Here is a 23898-nt window from a genome sequence, read left to right on the forward strand (position 1 = left end):
CTGATTGACCCGGGTCTTTTCTGTCCCTCCCAGGAAGCGCGATCGCGTCTATGAGATGGGTAGCAGAAAATATCTTTAAGCATACCCCCAAACAGGCGATCGCACTTCACTCATTTTAGGAAAACTTAACATCCCCCGTTGTTACCAAAGAGGGTGCAACGCCTTCCCCAACCGAATCTAATGTAAAATGTGACTTTTCACGGTGTAAATTCTGCTATGTGCGATCATGTATTGAGAACAGGAAGCAGGGAACAGAAAACAATAAGGGTTCAACGCTGATGTAATCTAGGTCTTTGCTCCTTTAAATAGCTAGGTGCTGGCACATCACTACGCGCATATACATGACGCTGCCATTTTTTTTTGTCTGGCTCATTTTCCCAGAAAAAAGTTCCTGTATCACCAGAATATACCCAAACACGGTCATCTACTCCCCACAAGAAATAGGTTGTATGACGTATATCAAATTGTTCAGATAATGTATATAAAATATTTTGCTCCTGATCTAAGATTTTAAATTTTCGATAAGGAAGATCAGGGTTTTCATTACTTTCTATAACAAGAGTATATTTTCCTGATGGTGAAATAGCAGGTTTTTCTACTGTTGCAACTTCTGCTGGTAAAACCATAGCTTTTTCCTGGCAACTTGTTAAAACGATTAGTAAAACCAATAAATTATAAAATAGCTTTTTTAAATAAACTATTGTTTTGTTCATGACCAACGCCTCTTCATTCTTATCGAGTAAGCTTTATAAGCACTCTATTTCAGGTGAATCATGATTTTTAATTTTAATTAAAGGGCCATCCTTCACTAGAAATTACATTTCCTGATGCATCAATTTCCACAATAGACTGGGAACTCCAAGTGATATGAATAGTATAAGGTTCTGCTCTTCCTAGAGTAATTCTCTCGGCAAATAAACTCTTGATATTGTCCGTTGTATACTGAGGATTAGGATCTATAACATCATTCCAAGTATAGGAAAGAGCTAAAGTTATAGTTCTTGTGCCACCTGCGTCAAAAACACTTGATGAAGTTCCTGTAATTTGAAAGTCTCCTACGTTGGCATTTGTCCCATGTAAATACTGATAGCCAACGATACTCTCTCCATTCTCAATACTTACATGAAACGTTTCAGCAATTTTTCCGGAACCTGTTCCTATGGTCTTAGCAAGTTCAAGCACTTTTGACTGTAGTGTCTGCTGCTGAGGGTTGAGCAGGGGTGACAGCAACTCCCTCTACCTCTGTATCCGGGGATTCGGGGTTCTGTGATAATTCTGCTTCTGAACCTTCCTTTGGCTGAATCGTCTCTTCTTCCTGAGTCTCTGTTGCTTCCGCCTCGGAAACGTCTGGCTGTTGAGCCTTATCTTCTAACCCTGCATCAGTGGACTGTTCCTGTACAGGTTGCGGGGGTGGGGTTTGAGGGACATTAACCGGGACATTAAGACCGTTGTAACCGACAAAAGCCGACTGATCCAATTTCTGTTGCAAAAACGCCTTCTGTTCCTCCGGTGAGCGTCTTACCACAGGTTTTTTGGGTTTCGGAACTTTGAAACGACGTCGCTGCAACGGATTGGTGTCGGACTTCCGACTCAAAGGTGAGAAATTGGGTTTGCGGATGGGTTCTCGGAAAGACATGACCAGAGGTTCCCCTGATTGACGCTGGTCTTTTCTGTCCCTCCCAGGAGGCGCGATCGCTTCTATGAGATGGGTAGCAGAAAATATATTTAAGCATACCCCTAAACAGGCGATCGCACTTCACTCATTTTAGGAAAACTTAACATCCCCCCAAATAATCCCATCACTGATTAAACTGAGATTTCCCCCACTCACAAACGGGGTGTCTGGATGATTCAGCGCCAGAATATCAAGATTTACCCCCTCATCCCCTAACCCCTTCTCCCTCCATGGGGAGAAGGGGAACCGGATTCTATGAGCTTAAGTTTTTCAACCATTACATAGTCAGATTTAACTAAGTGCAACCGTTTATATACGTGCTGCTGCCATTCTTTTGTGTCCAGCTCATTTTCCCAGAAAAAAGTCCCTGTATCACCAGAATATACCCAAACACGGTCATCTACTCCCCACAAGAAATAGGTTGTATGACGTATATCAAATTGTTCATCTGATGTATACAAAATATTTTGCTCCTGATCTAATATTTTGAATTCTCGATCAGGAAGATCAGAAGTTTCTTTGTTCTTCTCAAATGCGGACGAAAGGACTTGAACCTTCACACCTTACGGTACTAGAACCTAAATCTAGCGCGTCTGCCAATTCCGCCACGTCCGCGACTCACTCGATAGCTATCATAGCAAAAACTTGACGATTTGGTTAGCTGACTTCGACATAACGCTGAAAGCCTTATTTTCCCGTTGCTATCGCCTGAAAGCCTCCAAGTGGGCGTCAAGCCTCTGCTTATATCAAATTCAGGTTGAATACCCCTCCAAAACACTGTAGAGACGCGCCATGGCGCGTCTCTACGTAAATGATGTGTCCTAACCGCTATGGCGATTGCTATATCAATTCCCCATCGTCATCGCCTAGGGGTTATCCTGCCTAGGTTGTGGTAAAGGTAGGGTAATCGTCACCGTACTTCCTGCTTCTGCTTGAGACTCTACCGCGATCGCACCGCCTTGTACATCCACACAATATTTAACCAGCATCAGCCCTAAACCACTCCCCGCTACGGCTTCAACAGGACTATCTAGGTAAAAGGCGTTGAAGAGAACGTTTTGCTCAGATTCGGGCATCCCACTGCCGAAATCGGGTATACGAAATACCACCTTTTCATCTTGACACACCAATTCCAACTTGATCGGACTATCCTCTGGTGCATATCGCCATGCACTAATTAATAAATTTGTCAACATCCGACGCAACAATCTTTCATCACCTACGCCATAACAGGATTCTGAACCAACAAAACTAATCTGAGGTTTCGACGGTGTACGTTCCTGTAATTGGGTGATTAATTCTTGACACAACGGAGTTAAATCCAGTTCCGTGAGATTTAAACGCAGTTGCTTGGCTTCAATCTTTTTAATCAATAGCAGATCATTCAGGATTTGGTTGATCCGTTGAGCATTTCCTTGGATGCGCTGGAGATAGTAAAGGGTGTTATTCTCCGTGTCGGAATCGGGATTAGTTTCCAGGTATTTCGCATGGGAAAAAATCGTGTTCAGAGGATGGCGGAGTTCTTGGGTAATCACGGAAGCCAATCGGTCAACATGGGATTTGAGCGCCCGATATTCCGCTTCTTTTGCCATGGCTTCACTAGCGGCTACCCTCGCCTGTTTTTGTTCGCTCAAATCTTTAAACGTGATCACAACGGCACCGCCGTTCCCCTCAAGATTATCCAAACGGGTCATTGTATACTCGTAATCCTTCACCCCCTCAACCGTGGTTAAAGTAATTTCGTCGGAGATAGATTGTCCTGTAGTTAAAACAATGTCCCGTTGAATATCCAACTGTTTCATCTGCTCAGTGGATACCTTCAGATCATGCCAGGTTTTACCAATACAATCCTTTTGGCTAAGTCCCCACGCCTGAGCTGCGGCTTGATTCACATAGACATATCTGCCCGTGCGATCGCACACCAGAAAAAAGTCACTAGAATTGGAGAGAATCGTATTTAGTAGTTGTCCCAGTTGTTCGACTGAGGTGTCTGGAGTTGCAGGAGGAGGGGGAACAGGAGACGTTTTCTCTGGCTGACTGGCTTGTTGTTTAACCGCTTGTTGCTGCTGAATCGCCTGTTGACGACGAATTACTTCTTGTTGTTCGGCTTTCAGACGTTTTTGTTGACTAATATCCTCCAAGATACAAATGACTGAAATAGGTTCGTCTGATGTCTCCTGCACCAGCGCCACGGTAAGTCGTCCCCATTCGATGGGGCTATCCGGATGATGGAAAGGCTTCTCCAATTGGTAGGAATGACGTTCACCCGCGATTAATTGGCGAAACATTGCCGATTCCATTCCTGGCTTATCTAAATTCATCCACCTCATCAACGTGGGTGCTAATTCCTCAGCCGGACAACCGAGCATTGCCTGAAGTTTGGGGTTATATTCGATCAGGTTCCCCTGATGATCTAGAAGTCCTAGACCAATAACTGTTCGATTCACAATGGAACCAAACCGAGAATGAACGTGGGATTGCATAGAATCTTTATAGCGTGCGATCGTCAAATCTTGTAACCGCCAGCGCAATCCAATCACCTGACCCGATGGATTTTGCACAGGCGCGACGGTTAGAGAAGCGAGGAATGAGGTATCACCACGGGGTTGAATCTGGACGGGCCAATTATTGATCGACTCCCCCTGTTTTAACTGACTTAACTTGTAATAAAAGTCCCGTCGTTCTTGAGTCGCGACAAAAACAGCGAAGGATTTGCCCACCAGACGTTCTGGAGAAAAGTTTAGCGAATGGGCGGCGGCTTGATTTGCCTCAACAATGATCGCGTCGGGATTTGTAACCAGGTAGCCATCGGGAGCAAACTCAAACAATTCCCGGTAACGCTGGCGTTCCGCTTCCAAGGCAATCTGGCTTTGGACTAATTTATCATTTTGTTGGCGTAGTTCTCCGGCGGCAAATTGTAGTTCTTGCAGGGAATGGGACAGTTCGGTCAAACTCTCCAGTAATAAATGTTGCTGCTGGTTTGGCACGTCTTCCGTTCCAGAAGACTCCTGTACTGGTAATTTCAGTGATTCGTGTGCCTGTTGCCACAGCGTTTCGACTCGTCTGAGGGATAGGGTAATTTGTTGATCAAAGGTTTCTGCGGTCATCTTTTATACACAATAGCTGCACCCTGTTAACCTCCATATTTTCTACTATCGTTCCGGAGTTTGTGTTCAGCATAAGGTAAAACCCTTTCATACCCTTGCACCGCTATCAGGGAAAATGTATCATTGCTCCCCCGGCTCCCCCGGCTCCCCCGGCTTCCCCGGCTTCCCCTGCTTCCCCGGCTCCCCCGGCTTCCCCGGCTTCCCCTGCTTCCCCGGCTCCCCCGGCTCCCCCGGCTTCCCCGGCTCCCCCGGCTCCCCCGGCTCCCCCGGCTTCCCCGGCTTCCCCTGCTCCCTACCCCACTACAAGACTTATTCAGCAACCCCTAACTATTCATCCCCCTTAACCACCAATACCGAACAAGGAGCGTCAGCCACCACCTGACTACTCACCGAACCTTGCAAAATTCGCTTTACGCCTGTCAATCCACGAGTGCCAATCACAATTAAATCCGCGTGGTGAATATGGGCAAGGCGAATAATTTCTGCGGCGGGATCACCGTTAACAATTTGAATTTCACTGGAACAGGGGAGTTTGGATTGATACAGGTGCAGTTGCTGTTCGGTTTCTTGGTACAGGAACTCCTCCGAAGGGTGTGGACGATCAACAGGGATGTCCATGTCAGGGTCTTGAGGAGGCATGACATGGCACAAGATAATTTTGGTGGCTGATGTTATTTGTAGGTTATCTAGGGTCTCAATTAAGCGATAGGTTGGCTTTGAGCTGTCCAGAGCTACCAGAATCGTCTTTAGCACCAAAATTTCTCCTCATGAGTGATTACGAGCGATCGGCTCCCAGCAATAGGAATTTTCCCTCTTGATCAGAGGTTTTGTCTACTGGTTTGACAAATTGTCCTTTGTCCTTGGTCATTTGTCATTTGTTAGGGAACAGGGAATAGGCAATCGGGAATGGGCAATAGGTAAGGTAGAGTTTTGAGTTAACTCCCCCAGCTTCCCCAGCTCCCCCAGCTTCCCCAGCTTCCCCTACTCCCCCAGCTCCCCCAGCTCCCCCTACTCTGTCTCAATCCGAATGCCTTTCGCCAAAGGTGCGTAAGCGCACGGAATCGGCATGAGAAGGTAATCCTTCGGCTTGTGCCAATATCTGAATCGCTCCTGCCATTTTATTCAGAGCGGTTGAGGAATATTGAATTAGACTCGAGTGCTTCATGAATGTCTCTACACCTAACGCCGAAGCGTAGCGGGCAGCACCAGAGGTGGGTAAGGTGTGATTGGGTCCGGCGATATAATCACCAACGGCTTCTGGGGTGGATGTTCCCAGGAAGATGGCACCCGCATGGCGGATTTGGTTGAGTAAGTCCCAAGGTTCCGTAATTTCTAGTTCTAAGTGTTCGGGGGCAAATTCATTAGAGAGTTCGGCGGCTGTTTCCAGGGAATCGACGATGACAATCAAGCCATAATGCGCGATCGCTTTTTCGGTGAGTTCGCGTCGGGGATGATCCTGTAGTTGGTGTTTGACTTCGGCTTGGACATTTTTTGCCAATGTCGAGTCTGTCGTGATCAGAATTGCTGCGGCTAGGGGGTCATGTTCTGCCTGTGCTAATAAATCGGCAGCTACATAAACAGGATTGGCGTGACTATCGGCAATAATTAGTACCTCAGAAGGACCGGCAAGGGAATCAATGCCCACAGTCCCGTAGATGAGTTTCTTTGCCAGGGTGACGTAGATATTTCCTGGACCAGTAATTACATCCACTTTGGGAATGGTTTCGGTGCCATAAGCTAAAGCCGCGATCGCTTGGGCACCGCCGACGCGGTAAATGTTGCTCACACCCGCTTCTTGGGCAGCGACGAGGACGGCTGGATTAATTTTTTGCTCCAAGCCCGGAGGTGTGACCATCACGACTTGAGGCACTTTTGCCACTTTTGCCGGAATCGCATTCATTAACACCGTACTTGGGTAAGCGGCTCGACCGCCAGGAACATAGAGTCCGGCTCGATCCACTGGCGTGTAGCGTTTGCCCAGAACCACCTCATCATCGCCAAACTGCACCCAAGATTTGGGAACGCGCTGTCGGTGAAAGGCTTCAATCTGCTGTGCTGCCAACTGAATCGCATCCAGGAGTTCCTTGGATACTTGCTGGTAGGCAGCATCTAGTTCTGAGCCACTGACACGCAGTTGGTCAGGGGTTAAACGTTGATGATCGAATTCTTCGGTATAGTGCAAGAGGGCTTTATCCCCTTGGCGTTTTACCGTCTGCAAGACTTCTCGCACCGTCGCCTCTTTGTGCATGATTCCATCGTGGGAGGTGCGATCGCAGATCCGCCGCAGTTCATTTTTTGCCTCAGCCTGCTGAGTGATTATTCGCAGCATGGAGTCGGAGTGCCTATCATGAGGTATTATCCGTGGGAGACTAGGATAGGAACAGAGAGTTCCCTGACCGGGAGTCCGTCCTTCCCTAGACTCTCTTCTCTAGCTTACCTGGATTTTTCTGGACTCGCGACACTTTTGACATAGATGTTATAGTAGTTGTTCTGGTATTTTGTAAATTAGAATCTGAAACCTTAGTTTTCCGGAAGATTTCTGTGGCTAATAGTAAGTCTGCTCTTAAACGTATCAAAATCGCTGAACGAAACCGAGTTCGCAATAAAAGCTATAAATCAGCGGTGAGAACGCTGATGAAAAAATATTTTGAGGCTGTCGAGGATTACGCCCGCCAGCCAAGTCCTGAATCGTTGCAGGATGTCAAAGATCGTATGTCTGCTGCTTACTCTAAGATAGACAAAGCGGTGAAGCGGCGCGTCCTGCACAGTAACAATGGTTCTCGTAAGAAATCCCGTCTGGTAAAGCAGCTCAAGAAGGTACAAGCTCAACTGAATCCCCCAGCGGCTGAAACGACGGCTGATTGAAACAGATTGTCCGTTCCTCGCCCCCGTACCCAAACGGGGGAAGCGCAATGAACCCGCTAACGTGTACCATGTTGCCGATTGTGTTGCCAAACTGCGGCACATTCCCCTGGAAACCTTGGCAGAAGAAACTACCCAGAATGCCTGTCGGCTATTTAATCTAAGTCTGCCGAGTGCCTCTAGTAACTAGCTATAGGAATGCGATCGCCAGCCGTTAAAGTCTACTTGATCAGCTCAGCGAAGGGGTCAAAAAGAGGATTAATAGGGCAACCTATTAATTTTTCACTATCGCTCCCCCAGCTCCCCCAGCTCCCAGACGCGCCATGGCGCGTCTCTACATTGCTCCCCCAGCTTCCCCATCTCCCCTTAACAGCCAGCTTGCGCCATAATTGATTAAGAAGAGTTACTATGTATAAAATTTTCTCAAGTTTTATCCCGCCATCACTGCCTACCCCGAAACAATCCTTAATCGATGCCCAACCGCCCACGAGGAGAAGATGCCGCCGATTCTATCTCATTGTAGATCAAGCCCTGTATCATCATTATCATTAAAACGCTCCCGCCGATTATTAAGACAGTCGTTATTATCCTCAGACTCTCTTATTACTTCTTTGAGGTAAAAATTCTCGGCTTGGCAGCGCTAGACGCTGACTGGTATCTACCCCGATAGATATAGCCAATCATACTATTGTATTGCTCAGGATTGCTGACTAGAGGAGCAAATTCTGCCTCCACCTTAGGCTGTGAAGCCCATCCTGACGCTGATTCACCCTCTCCAGAAGGAAAAGCATGACGACTCAAACCTATACAACTCCCACCTATCTATTACCAGACTTAGTTGAAATTCAGCGAGCCAGTTTTCGCTGGTTTCTTGAAGCAGGGTTAATTGAAGAACTCGACAGCTTCTCACCGATTAGTGACTACACAGGTAAGCTGGAACTCCACTTTGTCGGCAAAGACTATAAGCTCAAGCGTCCGAAATATGATGTGGATGAAGCCAAGCGGCGAGACAGCACTTATGCCGTGCAAATGTATGTACCCACTCGCCTGATTAACAAAGAGACAGGTGAGATTAAGGAGCAAGAAGTCTTTATTGGCGATCTGCCCCTGATGACCGATCGCGGTACGTTTATTATTAATGGTGCCGAGCGGGTCATTGTCAATCAAATTGTCCGCAGTCCCGGCGTATACTACAAGTCGGAAATCGACAAAAACGGACGCCGTACCTACTCCGCATCTTTAATCCCCAACCGAGGCGCTTGGTTAAAATTTGAAACCGACAAAAATGATTTAGTCTGGGTTCGGATCGACAAAACCCGGAAACTGTCTGCCCAAGTTCTCTTAAAAGCCCTGGGACTCTCAGACAACGAAATTATCGATGCCCTGCGTCACCCCGATTATTATCAAAAGACCTTAGACAAAGAAGGCAATCCCAGTGAAGAAGAAGCCCTGATGGAGCTATATCGCAAGCTCCGTCCCGGTGAACCGCCGACAGTAAGCGGGGGTCAGCAGTTATTAGACTCACGCTTTTTCGACGCCAAACGTTACGATCTCGGTCGCGTCGGTCGCTACAAAATTAACCGCAAATTGCGCTTAAATGTTGCCGATACAATCCGCGTGCTGACGCCCCAAGATATTATGGGCGCGATCGATTACCTGATCAACCTGGAATTTGATATTGGCAGCACCGACGATATCGACCATTTGGGGAACCGCCGGGTTCGTTCCGTGGGTGAACTCCTGCAAAACCAGGTTCGGGTGGGATTGAATCGCCTAGAGCGAATCATTCGGGAACGAATGACCGTTTCTGATTCCGATACCCTAACCCCCGCCTCCTTGGTCAACCCCAAACCCCTAGTCGCCGCCATTAAAGAATTCTTTGGCTCATCTCAGCTATCCCAGTTCATGGATCAGACCAATCCCCTAGCTGAGTTAACCCACAAACGTCGTTTATCTGCCTTGGGACCCGGTGGCTTAACCCGTGAACGAGCGGGGTTTGCCGTGCGAGATATTCACCCCTCTCACTATGGACGAATTTGCCCCATCGAAACGCCAGAAGGACCCAACGCCGGTCTAATTGGTTCCTTGGCAACCCATGCACGAGTTAACGCTTATGGCTTTATTGAAACCCCCTCGTACCCCGTAGAAAACGGGCGGGTGATCAAAGACAAAGCGCCGCTTTACATGACCGCTGATGAAGAGGACGACTTGCGCGTTGCTCCTGGTGATATCCCCATGGATGAAAATGGCTATATCATGGGCGAATCCGTTCCCGTGCGCTATCGCCAAGAATTCACCACCACCACCCCTGATCAGGTAGACTTTGTGGCGGTATCTCCAGTGCAAATCATCTCCGTGGCAACCTCACTCATTCCCTTCCTGGAACATGATGACGCCAACCGCGCCCTGATGGGTTCAAACATGCAACGGCAAGCCGTTCCCTTGTTGCGTCCAGAACGTCCCTTGGTGGGTACAGGGTTGGAAGCCCAAGCTGCACGAGATTCCGGCATGGTGGTTGTCGCCCGGAAAGCTGGCGAAGTCGTTTATGTGGATGCCACCAAAATTCGCGTCCAAACCGCTCCCAGCACCCCCGCTTTACCGGGAGACAGTGCAGAGACAGCCCAAACCAGCGAACCAGAAATCATTGAATACGAAATCCAGAAATATCAGCGGTCTAACCAAGACACCTGCTTAAATCAGCGTCCGTTAGTTTTTTACGGAGATGACGTAGAAGCGGGTCAAATCCTAGCTGACGGTTCCGCCACTGAAGGGGGAGAACTGGCATTAGGACAGAACATTCTGGTGGCGTATATGCCCTGGGAAGGCTACAACTACGAAGACGCCATCCTGATTAGTGAACGACTGGTGTTGGATGATGTGTACACCAGCATTCACATTGAAAAATACGAAATTGAAGCCCGACAAACTAAGCTGGGACCCGAAGAAATCACCCGTGAAATTCCCAACGTGGGGGAAGATTCGCTGCGCCAACTCGACGAACAAGGGATTATTCGGATAGGGGCGTGGGTAGAAGCCGGAGATATTCTCGTCGGTAAAGTGACACCCAAAGGCGAATCCGACCAACCCCCCGAAGAAAAGCTACTCCGGGCAATTTTCGGAGAAAAAGCCCGGGATGTGCGGGACAATTCCTTGCGCGTTCCCAACGGTGAAAAAGGTCGGGTTGTGGATGTCCGCATCTTTACCCGTGAACAAGGCGATGAACTCCCCCCTGGTGCCAACATGGTAGTGCGCGTCTATGTGGCACAGAAGCGCAAGATTCAGGTGGGTGATAAAATGGCAGGTCGTCACGGCAATAAGGGGATTATCTCCCGGATTCTGCCGATGGAAGATATGCCCTACCTCCCTGATGGCACTCCCCTGGACATTATTCTCAATCCCTTGGGCGTTCCCAGTCGGATGAATGTTGGTCAAGTCTTTGAATGTTTACTGGGATGGGCGGGTGAAAACTTAGACCTGCGCTTTAAAATGATTCCCTTTGATGAAATGTATGGGGAAGAAGCATCCCGGCTGACTGTTCACGGCAAACTTCAGCAAGCGCGGGAAGAAACTCAGCAAGATTGGGTATTTGATCCAGAAAATCCGGGCAAAATCCAGGTATTTGATGGTCGCACGGGCGAAGCCTTTGATCGTCCGGTGACAATCGGTATCGCCTACATGTTAAAACTGGTTCACTTGGTCGATGATAAGATTCATGCTCGTTCCACCGGACCTTATTCGCTGGTTACTCAGCAACCGTTGGGTGGTAAGGCGCAGCAGGGCGGTCAGCGATTTGGTGAAATGGAAGTTTGGGCATTGGAGGCTTTTGGCGCGGCTTATACCCTGCAAGAGTTACTCACCGTGAAATCAGACGATATGCAGGGTCGTAACGAAGCCCTCAACGCCATTGTCAAAGGTAAGGCAATTCCGCGACCCGGTACACCAGAATCCTTTAAGGTGTTGATGCGAGAACTTCAATCCTTGGGACTGGATATTGCCGTTCACAAAGTAGAAACCGATGATGATGGCTCCAGCCGTGATTTAGAAGTCGATTTGATGGCAGATGGCGATCGCCGTCGTACCCCCAGCCGACCCACTTATGAATCCCTCCGCAGTGAGGAACTCGAAGAAGAAGAGTTATAAGGTCTCCGTGTTGAGTGTAGAGACGTAGCTGGCTACGTCTCTACATTCAAAACTCAGATGTAGCCACGTCTGTACGCTCAAAACTCGCAACCCTGGAAGATGAAACAGCAACAAGAACAGCGCTTTGACTACGTAAAAATTGGAATTGCCTCTCCGGAGCGCATCCGTATATGGGGAGAACGTACCCTACCGAATGGTCAAGTTGTAGGGGAAGTGACGAAACCAGAAACGATTAACTATCGCACGCTCAAACCCGAAATGGACGGGTTGTTCTGTGAGCGGATTTTTGGTCCAGCGAAAGACTGGGAATGTCACTGCGGCAAATACAAACGAGTTCGTCATCGCGGGATTGTTTGTGAACGCTGCGGCGTGGAAGTCACGGAGTCGCGGGTACGACGACATCGCATGGGGTTCATTAAACTGGCGGCTCCTGTGGCGCATGTCTGGTATCTCAAAGGAATTCCCAGTTATCTGAGTATTCTCTTGGATATGCCGTTGCGGGATGTCGAGCAGATTGTTTATTTCAATGCTTATGTTGTTCTGAGTCCAGGGAATGCTGAAAATCTCAGCTATAAACAGCTATTGACTGAAGACCAATGGCTGGAAATTGAGGAGCAACTTTACAGCGAAGACTCCGAACTCAATGGCGTAGAAGTGGGCATTGGTGCAGAAGCTCTACAACGACTCTTGCAAGATGTCAACTTAGACGACGAAGCCGAAAAACTGCGCGAAGACATCAGCAACGCCAAAGGTCAAAAGCGGGCAAAGCTGATTAAGCGGCTGCGGGTGATTGATAACTTCATCGCCACCGGATCACAACCCGACTGGATGGTGCTGACGGTGATTCCGGTTATCCCGCCGGATTTGCGCCCCATGGTTCAGCTCGATGGTGGACGCTTTGCGACTTCAGACTTGAATGACTTGTATCGCCGGGTGATCAACCGCAATAATCGCTTGGCACGCCTCCAGGAAATCCTCGCCCCAGAAATTATTGTCCGCAACGAAAAGCGGATGCTGCAAGAAGCGGTCGATGCGCTGATTGATAATGGACGCCGAGGTCGCACGGTGGTTGGTGCGAATAATCGGGCATTAAAGTCATTGTCGGACATTATTGAAGGGAAACAGGGTCGATTCCGCCAAAACCTCTTGGGGAAACGGGTCGATTACTCTGGACGTTCGGTAATCGTTGTCGGTCCGAATCTGAAAATTCACCAGTGCGGTTTACCCCGCGAAATGGCGATTGAACTGTTTCAACCCTTTGTGATCCATCGCCTGATTAGTCAGGGGTTAGTCAATAACATTAAAGCCGCCAAAAAACTGATTCAGCGCGGTGACGCCAGCGTTTGGGACGTGCTAGAAGAAGTGATTGCCGGTCATCCCGTCTTGCTCAACCGAGCGCCAACGCTGCACCGCTTAGGGATTCAATCCTTTGAACCGATTTTGGTTGAAGGTCGCGCCATTCAACTGCACCCCTTGGTCTGTCCCGCCTTTAACGCGGACTTCGACGGTGACCAGATGGCGGTTCACGTTCCTCTGTCTTTGGAATCCCAAGCCGAAGCCCGATTGTTAATGTTGGCGTCCAATAATATTCTCTCTCCAGCGACGGGACGTCCGATTGTCGCACCGAGTCAGGATATGGTGCTGGGTTGCTATTACCTCACCGCCGAAAATCCCCACGCCACAAAAGGCGCGGATCGCTATTTTGCCTCTCTCGATGATGCAATCCGAGCCTTTGAACAAAAGCAGGTCGAGTTACATGCTTACGTCTGGGTGCGTTTTGATGGCACGGTACAGAATGGTAAGTCGGATGATGAGCAGGTGATTTCCTCAGAAACCTCCTCAGATGGGATGGTGACGAAAGTCTACAAAGACCGCCGAGTCCGAGAAACGGCTGATGGAGAACTAATTTCGCAGTACGTTCGCACGACACCAGGTCGGATTATTTACAACAAAGCCATTCAAGATGCCCTGATGATTACCTGAACCAAAACCCAGGACGAATCACCAAGGACGAATCACCAAGGACGAATGACAAATGACGAATGACAAAGGACAAAAAGAAACGATTTTCTACAATCGAGTCGTTGATAAAGGTCAGCTCAAAAAACTGATTTCCTGGGCGTTTACTAAGTATGGCAGCGCCCGGACTGCTCAGATGGCTGACCAACTTAAAGATTTAGGATTCCGCTATGCCACAAAAGCGGGGGTTTCGATTAGTGTCGATGACCTACTTGTGCCGCCGAAAAAGCGTGAGATGTTAGAAGCGGCAGAAGCCCAGATTCGCGCCACGGAAGCCCGTTACAGTCGGGGGGAAATCACCGAAGTTGAACGATTCCAGAAAGTAATTGATACCTGGAATAGTACGTCGGAAGCCCTGAAAGATGAAGTGGTGGTCAATTTCAAGGCAACTGATCCCTTGAATTCGGTCTATATGATGGCGTTTTCTGGGGCAAGAGGAAACCTGTCTCAGGTGCGCCAATTGGTCGGGATGCGGGGTTTAATGGCTGATCCGCAAGGGGAAATTATTGACCTGCCGATCAAGACTAATTTCCGGGAAGGGTTAACGGTTACCGAATATATTATTTCCAGTTACGGGGCACGGAAAGGACTGGTGGATACCGCCCTGAGAACGGCTGACTCAGGGTATCTGACCCGACGTCTGGTGGATGTGTCTCAGGATGTGATTGTCCGGGAAGTCGATTGTGGCACAACCCGAGGCATCCAGTTAACCGCGATGACAGATGGCGATCGCGTACTGATTCCCCTGCAAGATCGTCTCTTGGGACGAGTCCTAGCCGCTGATGTGCTGCACCCGAAAACCAAAGAGGTGATCGCCAAACGTAACCAAGCTATCTGCGACGATTTAGCCGACGTCATCGGCAAAGCGAAGGTGGAAGAGTTGATGGTTCGCTCTCCCCTAACCTGTGAAGCCTCGCGCTCAGTTTGTCAGCATTGCTACGGCTGGAGTTTAGCCCATGGACACATGGTGGACTTGGGAGAAGCCGTTGGTATTATTGCGGCTCAGTCCATTGGTGAACCCGGAACTCAGCTAACCATGCGGACATTCCACACCGGGGGAGTATTCACCGGGGAAGTCGCCCGCCAAGTCTCAGCGGCGTTTGATGGCGTTGTCCGCTTTTCTAGCCGTCTGCGTACCCGAGGTGTGCGTACTCGCCATGGGGAAGAGCGGGAACAGGTGGAAGTCGCTGGTGAACTGATTCTGGAACCCACCAATAAGGGGAAAGCCAAGACGGTTCCGGTCACGCCCGGTTCCATCCTCCTGGTTAGCGATGGGCAAGAGGTAAAAGCAGAACAGCTTTTAGCAGAAGTGGCGTTGGGCAAATCTCGCCTGTCTACGGAAAAAGCCGCGAAAGACGTCGCCTCGGATTTGGCGGGAGAAGTTTTGTTTGCCGACTTGATTCCCGAAGAAAAAACGGATCGCCAAGGGAATACGACCCGCATTGCCCAGCGGGGTGGCTTGTTGTGGGTGTTATCAGGAGAGGTGTATAACCTGCCCCCTGGTGCTGAACCTGTGGTCAGAAACGGGGATGCCGTGGAACCCGGTTCCGTGTTAGCAGAAACCAAGTTAGTCAGCCAAAACGGTGGTGTAGTGCGGCTGACACCGGGCAAGCGGGAAATTGACATCATCACCGCGTCAGTACGCCTAGACCAAGCAGCGGTGCGGATGGAAAGTAGTGGGGGTCGTGAACAGTATGTGATTCACACCGCCAATAACCAGCGCTTCTTGCTCAAGGCAACCCCAGGCACAAAAGTGTTAAATAATCAAGTGGTAGCGGAGTTGGTTGACGATCGCTATCGCACCCAGACTGGGGGGATTATTAAGTATGGCGGTGTAGAAGTCGCCAAGCGCGGTAAAGCCAAGCAAGGATACGAAATCACCAAAGGCGGCACCCTGCTGTGGATTCCCGAAGAATGCCACGAGGTTAATAAAGATATCTCGTTGCTGCTAGTGGAAGACGGTCAATATGTGGAAGCCGGGACAGAAGTGGTGAAAGATATCTTCTGCCAATCGGGAGGGATTGTCGAAGTTGTGCAGAAGAATGACATTCTGCGGGAAATTGTGATTAAGCCCGGAGACTTGCATTTGGTGGATGACGTTCCCGAGGGCTTTACCTCTGAAGGTCAGCTGGTACATCCGGGTACAGAACCTGTTCCGGGGTTAAGCGTGACAGAACTGCGGTATGGGGAAGTCGCCGAGACGCCAGAGGGCATGGCATTACTGCTCAGACCTGTGGTAGAGTTTAACATCCCCGATGAACCCGATGTTCCCTCTCAAGCCTCCATCGACAGTGCCAACGGTTCTACTGAGGGCGGTGAGTCGAATGGTGAGAGTGCGATCGGGATTGAGTTACGGACGATTCAGCGGCTACCCTATAAAGACGGAGAGCGGATCAAGTCCGTTGAAGGACTAGAGTTGCTGCGAACTCAACTCGTTTTGGACATGACTCAAGAGTCCGACGGCGATCATTCCGCCTCTCAGCTTTCAGCGGATATTGAATTAGTCACAACCGAAGAGTCAGATGATCCAGAGGACATGCGGTTGCAGTTGGTGATCCTGGAATCGTTGGTGATCCGGCGCGATACCTCGGCTGATCCCTTAGGGGGAAGTACCCAAACTCGGCTGTTGGTTAACGATGGGGATAAAATTGCGCCCAAAGACGTCGTCGCCCGCACCGAAATTCAGTGTAAAGAATCCGGTGAAGTCCGAGGGATTCGCGAAGGGGTGGAAGCCATTCGCCGGGTACTGGTGGTTCGGGATGCGGATCGGATTACCGTTCCCATTAGTGGCACACCTCAGGTGAAGGTGGGAAATTTAGTCGTGGAGACTGATTTCCTCGCCGCCAGTGTGCAAGCCTCCGAATCTGGACAAGTTGTCAAAGTTAACGAAGACTCAGTAACGTTGCGACTCGCACGTCCTTATCGGGTGTCCGCTGGTGCGGTGCTGCAAATTGATAATGGAGACTTGGTGCAACGGGGTGACAACCTGGTGCTGCTAGTGTTTGAGCGGGCAAAGACGGGGGATATTATTCAAGGGCTACCCCGGATTGAAGAACTCCTAGAAGCCCGTAAACCTAAAGAAGCCTGTGTATTAGCCCGACGTCCCGGTGAGACGCAGGTGGTTTATGAGGAAGATGAAACCGTTGATATCAAAGTGATTGAACCGGAAGGGGTGATTACAGATTATCCGGTGAGTCCGGGACAAAACGCGATGGTTTCCGATGCTCAGTTTGTGAAGGTAGGTCAACCGTTAACTGATGGACCGGCAAATCCCCACGAGATTCTGGAGATTTTCTTTAATTTCACTGTGGAAGACAAGGGAATCTATGAAGGTGCTTTAGCGGGACTGCAAGCCGCACAAGCATTTCTGGTTAATGAAGTCCAGTCGGTGTATCAATCCCAGGGAATTGATATCTCGGACAAGCATATCGAAGTGATTGTCCGTCAGATGACCTCAAAAGTTCGGGTCGATGATGGGGGTGATACCACAATGCTACCGGGAGAATTAGTGGAGTTACGGCAAATTGAGACCGTGAATGAAGCCATGGCAATTACCGGGGGCGCACCAGCTCAATATACGCCAGTATTATTGGGGATTACTAAAGCCTCACTGAATACGGATAGCTTCATCTCCGCTGCTAGCTTCCAGGAAACTACTCGTGTCCTCACCGAAGCTGCAATTGAAGGGAAATCCGATTGGTTGCGGGGTTTGAAGGAGAACGTGATTATTGGTCGCCTGATTCCCGCCGGAACCGGGTATAACGCTTATGAAGATCCAACCAGTGGTGTCGATGCTGATTCCGCCAATGGCGGCGCTGAGTATGATTTTGGCGATCTGAATGAGAGTAGTGAGTTCGACCAAGATGATTCCTTAGAAGTGCTAGACGATCGCACGGCTCGCGCTTACAGTATGGAAGAAGAGGATACCAGCGATTTTGAGTCGTTGATGCATGAAGAGGAGGAAGAGGATGAGGATGCAGATGACTTGGCTGAGGAGTATCTCGAAGAGGATGAGGATGAGGATGAATAGTCCGTTATGAGTCCTCATTCAAGCGTAAAACCATGAGAATGGAGTAGGGGTACGATATATCGTACCCCTACAATTTATATCGTACCCCTACAATTATTGAATCGGATTCGTGACTATCTTGGCAAATATTCCTCTGCGTCGCTGGTTTCTCAGTTTACTGACCTGTGTCGTCGCGATCGCACTATCCGCCTGTAACCCTGCACTCTTTACCTCGCAAGCCGCCCAGGGTTCTCAACTTGTCACCAGTATTCTCAGTGACCCCAAAACCTTTAACTACGCCCTCTCTCAGGAGTCGCCGAATATTTTTGGGTATACCTACGAGGGACTGGTCACTGAAAATGGTGTCACCGGAGAAATTGAACCCTCTCTGGCTGAGTCTTGGGACATCTCCGATAACCAACAGCGGATTGTTTTTACCCTGCGAGAGGGATTAAAGTGGTCGGATGGAGAACCCTTAACGGTTGATGATATTGTCTTTACCTATAACGATATCTATCTCAACGAAGACATTCCCACCGATGTTCGCGACATTCTCAGAATTGGCGAAACACGCGGCTTTCCCAGCGTGCGGAAACTCGATGAAAGACGAGTTGAATTTACCACACCCGAACCCTTTGCGCCCTTTCTCCGCACCACAGGACTGGCAATTTTACCCGCCCACGCCCTCAAGGATACGGTAACTGAGAAAGACCAAGAAGGAAGACCCAAGTTTATGACCACTTGGGGGGTGGATACTGACCCGGATAAAATTGTGGTCAATGGACCCTATCAACTGGATCGCTACAATACCAATCAACGCTTAATCTTTCGCCGCAATCCCCATTACTGGCGCAAGGGAGATCAAGGTCAACCTCAACCTTATATTAATCGTCTCTTCTGGGAAGTTGTTGAATCCACCGATACTGCCTTTTTGCAATTTCGTTCTGGTGGGTTAGATGCGATTAGTGTCTCACCGGATTTCTATTCCCTACTTAAACGGGAAGAGGAACGCAGTAACTTTAACATTTACGTTGGCGGTCCCACGCTAAGTTCTAGTTTTATTTCCTTCAACCTTAACAAAGGGAGTCGGGACGGCGAACCTTTGATTGAACCGATGAAATCTCGTTGGTTCAATACCTTGGAATTTAGACAGGCGGTGGCTTATGCGATTGACCGAAGAACGATGATTGATAACTCGTTTCGAGGATTGGGTGAACCGCAATATTCCAATCTTCCGGTACAAAGTCCTTATTATTTGTCTCCCGAAGAGGGACTGCCAATTTACGAATATAATCTGGACAAAGCCAAAGAATTACTGTTAAACGCGGGCTTCCAGTATAACGATGAAGGACAACTCCTCGACGATCAAGGGAATCGAGTGCGTTTTACCTTAATTACCAATGCGGGGAATAAACTGCGCGAAGCCATGGGAGCGCAAATTAAACGAGATTTGGCGAAAATTGGTATGCAAGTGGATTTTAACCCGATTGCTTTTAGTACTTTGGTGGAACAACTTAGTAATAGCTTGGATTGGGAATGTCATCTTCTGGGTTTTTCCGGGGGCGGATTAGAACCGAATAATAGTGCCAATGTCTGGTCTACGGAAGGTGGATTGCACAGTTTTAATCAAAAACCAACGGTTGGTCAACCGGAGATTCAGGGGTGGGAAGTGGCGCCTTGGGAGAAAGAAATTAATGATCTCTATGTTAAAGGGTCTCAAGAGTTAGATGAAGAAAAGCGCAAAGTTATTTATGGTGAAGCCCAACGCCTGATTAAAGAACATTTACCTTTTATTTATTTGGTGAATCCGCTATCGATGACGGCTGTGCGCGATCGCGTGGAGGGGATTGAGTATTCGGCTTTAGGAGGCGCGTTTTGGAATATCCACGAATTGAGGATTTCTGAAGATTAAGGGGAATTAGGGGGAAATCTGACTGCCAGTTTTATGGATGGTTCAAGAAACATCGCACTCCATACCCAAATCGGATCACCACGCGATTGCCTTCGAGGGACTAAAGTCAGCTATTTACCGATAAATGAACAACAAAACCCGCTATAGCTACCTAAGAACCCGACTCTAAACGGCGTTGCCACTCAGCATCAATTTGGTCTTTTCGTTGCAAATCTTGATCCAGTAAATCCTGTTCACTGGTATACACCACATCCTCTTGCCCAATTACATTTTGCGCGGCAAACTGTTGGGCATACGCCAGCTTTTTCTGTAAATTGGCATCCCCTTGAACCAGTGCTGATGCTTCCTGCTGTCGTTGCTGATTACGGGCTGCGATTTTACTATTTTTCCGTTGAATCCAGAAATAACGAATCAAAGGAATCGCTAAAAACCCAATCCCGTACCCCAGTAAAAACCAGTAAATTGAGGCGACAAACGCCACTAATCCGCCTATCTGGGCAGCAATTTCACCTCCTCTTAACAAAGAACCCAGCATCAACGCGCCGACAATATTCACTCCGCCTAACCCAATTGCCAGTATTTTTTGTCCACTGGTAGCCGCACTAAAGCGCCAAGGCTGTTCTTGCAGGTAAGAGGGAACAGGCTGAGGATGTTGCTGTTGTGCAGTTGTCTGTAAATCGGGGAAGTGATAGATAATTTCTCCATCGGGACTAACTTCTGGACGCCCATTGAAACGGCTGAGAACGGGTAACATATAGTCCTCATATTCCCGTTGATAGCCTGTACCAATATCATCCAAATACGGAGCAATCTGTTCCGCTGTAACCGCACCGCCGGAATTGCGAATCACTGTACCGATTTCTTGCCAGCGCCGTTCTTCTAAATCCGCATTGGGGTTACCATCGCCAAACAGGAATGAGAAAATTGACTCCAGAAAATTCATCTGCTTACTCTCAGCCGAATTCCAGGAGGTGCGCCGTTGTCGATGGCGTTCGTAACTGGGGTCAAAAAACCAAAAGATATCGGGTCCAATCCAGAAGCGGGGCATAAAAAACATACCGCCGCCTCGATTAGAACCCCCGTTACCGCCACCACCCGAATCACTATCGCTGCTGGAACTGATACTGATGACGATAATCGAAATGGCGAGAAAAATTAGGACAATTGAAAGTAAGAGGAGAAGTCCGAATGAAATCCGAATCAGGTAAAATAAGACACGCCAAATTTTTGACCACCATTCCTGCAATCGTAATCGGAGGAATTTGTTTCGTAGGTTTGTGCGAAAGTTCTTGGGGAACAGGTAAGCAATTTCACCTGACTCGGCGACTTGCAAATGTCCACCTGCATCGGAGGCTAGCGCTAGTAATCCTCGTTCGGCTAGATTGATATTCAATCCCGCCTTAGCCGCTACGTCACCCACGGTGACGCGATAGCCGAGCTGCTCGACGCTATTCATTATCTTGGGATCGGGAGCCATAGTTGTTATTGTAAAGTTTTCTGTAGTCTCTATCTCAAGTATAGAAGTCTGGCTCAGGCTTGAGATTTACAGAAAGCCGAACTCGGATACAAGAGGGTTTGAGGAACAGTAACGACACATCTGGCGAGATTCTGACGCTCCTTCCTCACTATAGCTTCGCTTCGCGCTTCGCTCAGAATGACATTCGATAACGCAACTTGGTATAAATGAATGAATTTCGCGATCGCACCCCAGTTACCCAAATGCGATCGCGCCCTAGATTAACTAGGGTCTGCTGAATAAGTTTGGTGGTGGAGGTAGGGAGCAGGGGAAGCAGGGGGAGCAGGGGGAGCCATGGTAAAAGCACGGGGGATGACAAAGGGTTGCTCGCCAGTATGGGTACTCGCCATCCCTTCAGCCGCGATCGCACTTGGCGCAACGGGAAGTTTCCCATTCGGCTGCATGGAGGGATGAGAAATACGCCCAACGTGCCACAGTTGTAGGAACATTGGTCTCCCTCGTTCATGCACAGCCTGAGTCACCAACTTCCAGCCTTCTACCTGTTCGGGTGAGTGGATTCCTGGGCTATACGCATATCCGTATCCCTGTTGGGAAACTTGAGTGGCTTCGGAAATAATTAATCCAGCAGAGGTACGCTGGGCATAAGCTGTTCGGCATTTAAACCTTAATATCAATGATGGCGCAATCCTTGTAGTGCGTTTAGCGAAGCCATGCCGCAGGCTTTGCATCTTGCTCGCTACTAATACCCAATTTAAATGCATGACAGCTTAGGGCGGGTTTTGTACAACATTTATCGGTTAGTTCCACAGGTTAATCCCTAAACCCACGCTAGGGGAGGGCGGGTTTTGTACAACATTTATCGGTTAATTCCACAGGTTAATCCCTAAACCCGCCCCTACTGTTCTCTAATTAACTCATGGCTTTATCCATAACCGCTTTAGTCTCCTCAGACATCTTGGCTTGGATTTGCTGGCGTAGGGTGTTGATTTCTTGGGTCAATGTCATCAAAATTCTCCAGTGATTTACTTTTATGGAACAAATGTTCCAAAATTGTTCAAAAAAAAGATCTGCATTAGTCGAGAACCGAGAGGGCTACCTGAGCAATACTCCGCAAAGCCTCCCGATCTGGGTTAACTTTAGAGGTAACCCGCAAGCCTTGTAAGGTACAAGTCAGGAAATTGGCTAAAGCGTTTAGATCATGCTTATCGCTGAGTTCTCCTTTTTCTTTTGCCCTGACTAACGCTTGATAAAACGCCCGTTCAATCCGTTTCAGATTGGTGGCGATACGAGTCGCGGTATCGGGATCATGGGGACAGAGTTCAACCGCTGTATTGGTGATCAAACAGCCTCGCCGTTGAACATCTGTAACCGCTCGATCAATCAGGGTATAGAAATGATCAATAATGGCTGACTTAGAGGCATCCGGGGCTTCGAGTCGGGCGATCGCATCCTTAACTACGGTTTGATCATAATGGGCGATCGCGGCTTGAAATAAAGCACGTTTATCACCAAAGGTGTCGTAGAGACTCCCTCGGTTAATGCCCATGTTTTTGACCAAAACTTGGATGGAAGTTCCTTCGTAACCATAGCACCAAAAGGTTTCCATGGCTTTCTCTAAAGCTTCCTTCCGGTCAAACTCTTTGTGTCGAGCCATCACTCTCGTATTTGCTTCTAGGAAGACTCTATCGTTTCTGGAACAAATAGTCAAGTATTTTTTTAAAGATATAGGGAATAGGAGATTTAGAGTCCTAATTCATCAGACATTTCGTTTATTTTCAGGGAATTCTCAGCCTATCCGTTTAGGATAATCATAACGATGCACCTGGGATGATGCATGATTGATCAGATAGGTCAACAGAGGAGAGACAACTGAATGAAACGCCAATTCCATCCCCGAAACCTGAGAAAGCTATACAAGCTAACCCTATTCACGCTGCTGGCGGTTAGTACAACATTACTAATTGCCGCCAATCCCGCCTTGGCGCAGGAATCAGCCACGGGTTCAGGATTCAATCCCCAAGACTGGTTACGCAACGCTTTGCAGTGGATTCAAAACCTCGGTCCAGTTGGTGCGATCGCGTTTATCGTACTTTATATTATTGCCACCGTAGCATTCCTGCCCGGTTCCATCCTCACCCTAGGCGCTGGCGTTGTCTTTGACGTTGTTTTGGGTTCTATCTATGTGTTTATTGGCGCCACCTTGGGAGCAACCGCCGCCTTCCTGGTAGGGCGGTATTTGGCGAGGGGTTGGGTAGCCAATAAAATTGCTGGAAACGAAAAATTTAAAGCGATTGACGATGCAGTGGGTGGGGAAGGATTTAAAATCGTGCTATTAACCCGACTGTCGCCTGTGTTTCCCTTTAATTTATTAAACTACGCTTATGGATTAACCGGGGTTTCGTTGAAAGACTACTTTTTCGGTTCTGTGGGTATGATTCCCGGAACGATTATGTACGTTTATATTGGTTCTTTAGCGGGTAGTCTGGCGATGGTGGGGACAGAAGCACAACCGACTAATCCGGCGGTGCAATGGACAATTCGGATTATTGGATTTATCGCTACCGTTGCTGTTACTGTATATGTTACCAAAGTTGCTAAAAAAGCCTTAGATGAAAAAGTATCGGATGATGTGGTTCTCGATGAAAGCGTTTCTGATTAGTTTTGAATGTTCTAGACGTGGTATTTGAGTCTGTAGGG

Annotated in this window: 15 protein-coding genes, 1 tRNA gene and 2 pseudogenes; 7 read left to right on the plus strand and 11 right to left on the minus strand. The window is 48.6% G+C overall.

Going from position 1 to position 23898, the window contains the following annotated elements; genetic code table 11:
• Positions 1–269: 269 nt before the first annotated feature.
• The 8 genes from RH949_RS28980 to hisD form a co-directional block, all read right to left on the minus strand.
• Positions 270–713, minus strand: coding sequence for a hypothetical protein (locus RH949_RS28980; RefSeq protein ID WP_446358052.1), 444 nt, complete (start codon positions 711–713; stop codon positions 270–272).
• A 73-nt stretch (positions 714–786) separates the two neighbouring features.
• Positions 787–1182, minus strand: a complete 396-nt coding sequence (locus RH949_RS28985) for a hypothetical protein (protein ID WP_446358054.1) — start codon at positions 1180–1182, stop codon at positions 787–789.
• On the minus strand, positions 1175–1636 hold the full coding sequence (locus tag RH949_RS28990) for a hypothetical protein (protein WP_446358056.1): 462 nt from the start codon (positions 1634–1636) through the stop codon (positions 1175–1177). Before RH949_RS28990 ends, RH949_RS28985 begins: the two co-directional genes overlap by 8 nt.
• Positions 1637–1887: 251 nt before the next feature.
• Positions 1888–2235 (minus strand): hypothetical protein, encoded by a 348-nt coding sequence (locus RH949_RS28995; protein ID WP_446358058.1) that lies wholly within the window; start codon positions 2233–2235, stop codon positions 1888–1890.
• Positions 2209–2290, minus strand: a tRNA-Leu gene (locus RH949_RS29000). The genes RH949_RS28995 and RH949_RS29000 overlap by 27 nt, the downstream gene beginning before the upstream one ends.
• 251 nt (positions 2291–2541) lie before the next feature.
• Positions 2542–4782 (minus strand): PAS domain-containing sensor histidine kinase, encoded by a 2241-nt coding sequence (locus RH949_RS29005; RefSeq protein WP_446358060.1) that lies wholly within the window; start codon positions 4780–4782, stop codon positions 2542–2544.
• Between the two features lie 327 nt (positions 4783–5109).
• Positions 5110–5535, minus strand: coding sequence for a universal stress protein (locus RH949_RS29010; RefSeq protein ID WP_006099308.1), 426 nt, complete (start codon positions 5533–5535; stop codon positions 5110–5112).
• Positions 5536–5800: 265 nt separating this feature from the next.
• On the minus strand, positions 5801–7111 hold the full coding sequence (gene hisD / locus RH949_RS29015; RefSeq protein ID WP_006099443.1) for a histidinol dehydrogenase: 1311 nt from the start codon (positions 7109–7111) through the stop codon (positions 5801–5803).
• A 212-nt stretch (positions 7112–7323) separates the two neighbouring features.
• Between hisD and rpsT the strand changes: the two genes are divergently transcribed.
• From rpsT to RH949_RS29045, 6 genes and pseudogenes are all read left to right on the plus strand, one after another.
• Positions 7324–7647, plus strand: coding sequence for a 30S ribosomal protein S20 (gene rpsT, locus RH949_RS29020; RefSeq protein ID WP_446358063.1), 324 nt, complete (start codon positions 7324–7326; stop codon positions 7645–7647).
• Positions 7634–7834: pseudogene (locus RH949_RS29025) on the plus strand (TatD family hydrolase); the annotation flags it as partial. The gene rpsT and the pseudogene RH949_RS29025, both read left to right, overlap by 14 nt.
• 599 nt (positions 7835–8433) lie before the next feature.
• Positions 8434–11784, plus strand: coding sequence for a DNA-directed RNA polymerase subunit beta (gene rpoB, locus RH949_RS29030; protein ID WP_446358065.1), 3351 nt, complete (start codon positions 8434–8436; stop codon positions 11782–11784).
• A 99-nt stretch (positions 11785–11883) separates the two neighbouring features.
• Complete coding sequence (locus tag RH949_RS29035; RefSeq protein ID WP_006099370.1) at positions 11884–13767, plus strand: DNA-directed RNA polymerase subunit gamma; 1884 nt, start codon at positions 11884–11886, stop codon at positions 13765–13767.
• Positions 13768–13819: 52 nt separating this feature from the next.
• Complete coding sequence (locus tag RH949_RS29040) at positions 13820–17833, plus strand: DNA-directed RNA polymerase subunit beta' (protein WP_446358067.1); 4014 nt, start codon at positions 13820–13822, stop codon at positions 17831–17833.
• Positions 17834–17951: 118 nt separating this feature from the next.
• The gene (locus RH949_RS29045) at positions 17952–19724 is read left to right on the plus strand and encodes an ABC transporter substrate-binding protein (RefSeq protein WP_006099485.1); all 1773 of its coding nucleotides are present in this window, start codon (positions 17952–17954) and stop codon (positions 19722–19724) included.
• A 151-nt stretch (positions 19725–19875) separates the two neighbouring features.
• Here RH949_RS29045 and RH949_RS29050 read toward each other — a convergent pair whose 3' ends face one another.
• The 3 genes and pseudogenes from RH949_RS29050 to RH949_RS29060 form a co-directional block, all read right to left on the minus strand.
• On the minus strand, positions 19876–21201 hold the full coding sequence (locus tag RH949_RS29050) for a hypothetical protein (protein WP_006099535.1): 1326 nt from the start codon (positions 21199–21201) through the stop codon (positions 19876–19878).
• 341 nt (positions 21202–21542) lie between these two features.
• Positions 21543–21845: pseudogene (locus tag RH949_RS29055) on the minus strand (oxidoreductase); the annotation flags it as partial.
• Between the two features lie 428 nt (positions 21846–22273).
• Positions 22274–22855, minus strand: coding sequence for a TetR/AcrR family transcriptional regulator (locus RH949_RS29060; protein ID WP_446358069.1), 582 nt, complete (start codon positions 22853–22855; stop codon positions 22274–22276).
• Positions 22856–23074: 219 nt separating this feature from the next.
• Between RH949_RS29060 and RH949_RS29065 the strand changes: the two genes are divergently transcribed.
• Complete coding sequence (locus tag RH949_RS29065; protein ID WP_044205436.1) at positions 23075–23860, plus strand: TVP38/TMEM64 family protein; 786 nt, start codon at positions 23075–23077, stop codon at positions 23858–23860.
• The last annotated feature ends 38 nt before the right edge of the window (positions 23861–23898 follow it).

Origin of the sequence: Coleofasciculus sp. A1-SPW-01, from assembly GCF_040217205.1 — a bacterium.
Taxonomy (GTDB): Bacteria; Cyanobacteriota; Cyanobacteriia; order Cyanobacteriales; family Coleofasciculaceae; genus Coleofasciculus; species Coleofasciculus chthonoplastes_A.